Here is a 3690-nt window from a genome sequence, read left to right on the forward strand (position 1 = left end):
ATTTTCGTACCCAAAGAGGGCGTCGCGCTTCGCAAACTAAACGCGATAATCCCGCTAGGAGCGATGATTGTCCTTTCCGTCATCGGGTTTTATTTTAACGGCTACAGCTCGCTGGAGGGCGAGGCTTTGGAGGCGGTCAAGGCAGCCCCTCTTAGCTTTACCTCGATCCGCACCGCATTTAGCGCTGCGGATGCCTCGGTCGTGCTGTTTCAATCTGCGCTCTTTTCATCTATCATCGCCGTCGTTTTGGGCATCGCGCAAAAAATTTACGGCGTCAAAGAGGCGATCGAGGTCTGGGTTGGCGGCTGGAAAAGTATGTTAAATACCGTCATAATCCTGCTTTTTGCGTGGTCGCTAAGCTCGGTTATCAAGGAGCTCGGAACTTCGCGTTACTTGGTTGAGCTTCTAAGCGACGCTACGCCGCGCTTTGCTCTTGCGATCGTGATCTTCGTGCTTAGCTCGTTTATCTCCTTTTCAACGGGTACGAGCTTCGGTACTATGGGCATCGTCACACCTCTGGCCGTGCCTCTTGCTCACGCCGTGGGGCAAAAATACGGACTTAGCGGCGAGGAATTTCACGTTTTCATGTGCGTAAACGTAAGCGCAGTGCTTACCGGAGCGATCTTTGGCGATCACTGCTCGCCGATTTCGGATACGACGATCCTCTCCTCGATGGGCGCGGGCTGCGATCACATCGAGCACGTAAGCACGCAGATGACCTATGCGCTGGTCGTTTGCGGCATCAGTATCGTTTGCGGCTACCTGCCCGCGGGCTTTGGGCTTAGCGTGTGGGGATGTCTGATCTTGGGTATCGCGGCTATCATTCTTTTACTGCGCGTGGTGGGTAAAAGAGTGGATGTATGAATTGCGAAAGCTTCGGTAGCTGCGGCAGCTGCACGCTCGGTGAGCCCTATGAGGATCAAATTTTATACAAAAAGCGTCTGATAAGCGATAAGTTCAGAGAATTTTTTGACGGCGAGTTTGAGTTTTTTGCCTCGCAGCCGCAAAATTACCGCATCAGGGCGGAATTTGGCATCTGGCACGATATTTGGCATAGCGCATTTGATCTTGCTTACACGATGGGCGGCGCACGTAGCAAGAAAATTTTAATTAACGAATGCCCCAAGGTAGCGCTTCCTATCGCAAATTTAATGCCGCGGCTGCTGGAAGCGCTTAGGCAGAACAAAGCTTTAAAAGAAAGGCTCTTTGGCGTCGAGTTTATCTCGTGCGCTAGCGGGATTTTGGCGACGCTGCTTTATCACAAGCGCCTGGGCGAGCGCGAGCAGGAGGCGATTTGCGAGCTGGCGGGCAAGCTTGGCATCAGGGTTATGGCTCGCGCGCGCGGACAGAAGCTGCTAAGCGGCGAGCTAAGCCTCACAGACGAGCTTTGCGTGGACGGGCGAGTTTATAAATTTCGCTTCGGCGAAAACGCCTTCATCCAGCCCAACCGCGGCGTGAACGAAAAGATGATCGCCTGGGCGAGAAGCTGCGTGGACTTCGGCAAAGAGGGCACGAGCGAGGTGTGCGCCGCGCAGAATTTCGCCGCAAAGAATTTAATAGCAGAGAATTTTACTGCGCAAAATTACGGTTGCGAGCAGTCTGCCTCGCAAAATTCTACGAACCAAAATTTAGCTTTTGGAAATTCCGCCGAATTTGATGCCGCTTGCCGAAATTCCGTTAAAGCAAATTCTGCTCGCGCAGAATTTAACGGCGAAAATTCCGTGAAATTTAACTGTGCGTCCAAAGGCAAGAGCTCTACGGATAAAAATTCCACTCGCAAGGATTTGGACGCGCAAAATTCCGCCTCTCAAAATTTCATCGAACAGAATTTGATCGCGCAAAATTTGGATTGCGACAAGCAAAGCTCGCAAAATTCAGATCGTAAAAGACAAAGCGTGCAAAATTCAGCCCGCGAAAATTCCGCCGCGCAAAATTCGAGCTGCGAAAAACATGCCGTGCGCCCAGAAAGCTCCGCCGCGCGCGATCTGCTGGAGCTGTACTGCGGGCACGGCAACTTTACTATCCCGCTTGCGGATAAATTTAACCGCGTGCTGGCGAGCGAAATTTCAAAAAGCTCGATTGCTAATGCCCACATAAACTGCGAGCTCAATGGCGTTTGCAACGTGCAATTCGTCCGCCTTAGCGCAGATGAGCTGATGAGTGCGTTTGCGCGCAGGCGCGAGTTTGAGCGGCTTAAGGGGATCGATATTTTCAGCTACGATTTTTCGCACGTCTTGATCGATCCGCCGCGCGCGGGGCTGGAGCCTAGCGTGATTGATTTCATAAAAAATTTTCAAAATTTGATCTACATCTCCTGTAATCCGCAGACGCTTTTTGAAAATTTACGCTCGCTTTGCGCTACGCACGAGGTGCGCAGGTTTGCGATCTTCGATCAGTTCGCGCATACGGCGCATATCGAATGCGGCGTGCTGCTGCGGCGCAGGAGTTAAGCGGATCTAAAACCGAAGTTGCGGATTTAGGCTACGCGCGGGATAAAATTCCGCCTAAAATATGTATAATAACAAAATTTAAAATTACGAAAGGAAGTAGATGGTTGATCTAAATAAAATCATCCAAGCAAAGCGCACGATAAACGATTTCGTCTATAAAACGCCCTTTGCTCTGGCGCCGAAGCTCAGCAAGCTTTACGGCGCGGAAGTGTATCTCAAAAGCGAGAATTTGCAGCGCACCGGCGCGTATAAGATTCGCGGCGCCTACAATAAAATCGCGCATCTTACGGATGAGGAGCGGGCGCATGGAGTAATAGCCGCAAGCGCAGGCAACCACGCCCAAGGCGTAGCGATGAGCGCGCAAAAATTCGGCGTGCATGCTGTGATCGTAATGCCTGAAGCCACGCCGCTACTTAAGGTAAGCGGTACGAAGGCCCTGGGCGCGGAGATCATTTTGCAGGGCGATAATTTCGACGAGGCGTATGCGTTTGCGCTGGAATACGCAAAAGAGCACAATCTGACGTTCGTGCATCCCTTCAACGACGAGTTCGTCCAAGCAGGCCAGGGCACGATCGCGCTTGAGATGATCGAAGAGGTCGCAGATCTTGAATACATCGTCGTTCCAGTTGGCGGCGGCGGGCTTGCGACGGGGGTTTGCAGCTGTGCCAAACAGATCAATCCCGACATCAAAATCATCGCCGTAGCTGCTAAGGGCGCGCCTGCGATGCACGATAGCTTCGTCGCGAAAAAGCCGCTAAATTCCAAATCGGTCCGCACCATCGCCGACGGCATCGCGGTGCGGGATACGAGCGAAATCACGCTCTCTACGATCATCGAGTGCGTCGATGAGTTCGTGCAGGTCGATGACGAGGAGATCGCAAGCGCGATACTCTATCTGCTCGAGCAGCAAAAAATCATCGTCGAGGGCGCGGGCGCGGCGGGCGTAGCGGCGCTGATGAACGCGAAATTTGCATTCCCCGCGGGCGCAAAGATCGGCATCATCCTAAGCGGCGGCAACATCGACGTGCAGATGCTAAACATCATCATTGAAAAGGGCCTCATAAAATCGCACCGCAAGATGACGATCAACGTCACGCTCGTCGATAAGCCTGGCGCGCTTACTGGGCTTACAGAAATTTTGCGCCGTGCCAACGCAAACATCGTCAAGATCGACTACGACCGCTTCTCGACTAATATCGAGTACGGCGATGCGCAGATCACGATCACGCTTGAGACCAAA

At 52.4% G+C, this 3690-nt stretch carries 3 protein-coding genes and 1 pseudogene; all 4 read left to right on the top strand.

Going from position 1 to position 3690, the window contains the following annotated elements:
• Positions 1-864: Na+/H+ antiporter NhaC family protein (locus Q0256_RS09365; protein WP_297962447.1), on the top strand; the 864-nt coding region annotated here is incomplete at its 5' end.
• A pseudogene (locus Q0256_RS09370) lies at positions 861-1394 on the top strand (tRNA (uridine(54)-C5)-methyltransferase TrmA); the annotation flags it as partial. The gene Q0256_RS09365 and the pseudogene Q0256_RS09370, both read left to right, overlap by 4 nt.
• Positions 1392-2450: a hypothetical protein gene (locus Q0256_RS09375; protein ID WP_367271957.1), complete on the top strand. Its 1059-nt coding sequence runs from the start codon at positions 1392-1394 to the stop codon at positions 2448-2450. The pseudogene Q0256_RS09370 and the gene Q0256_RS09375, both read left to right, overlap by 3 nt.
• Positions 2451-2550: 100 nt before the next feature.
• A partial coding sequence (gene ilvA / locus Q0256_RS09380; protein WP_297962448.1) for a threonine ammonia-lyase occupies positions 2551-3690 on the top strand: 1140 nt, incomplete at its 3' end.

The sequence above is a fragment of the uncultured Campylobacter sp. genome (assembly GCF_937949835.1).
Taxonomy (GTDB): Bacteria; Campylobacterota; Campylobacteria; order Campylobacterales; family Campylobacteraceae; genus Campylobacter_B.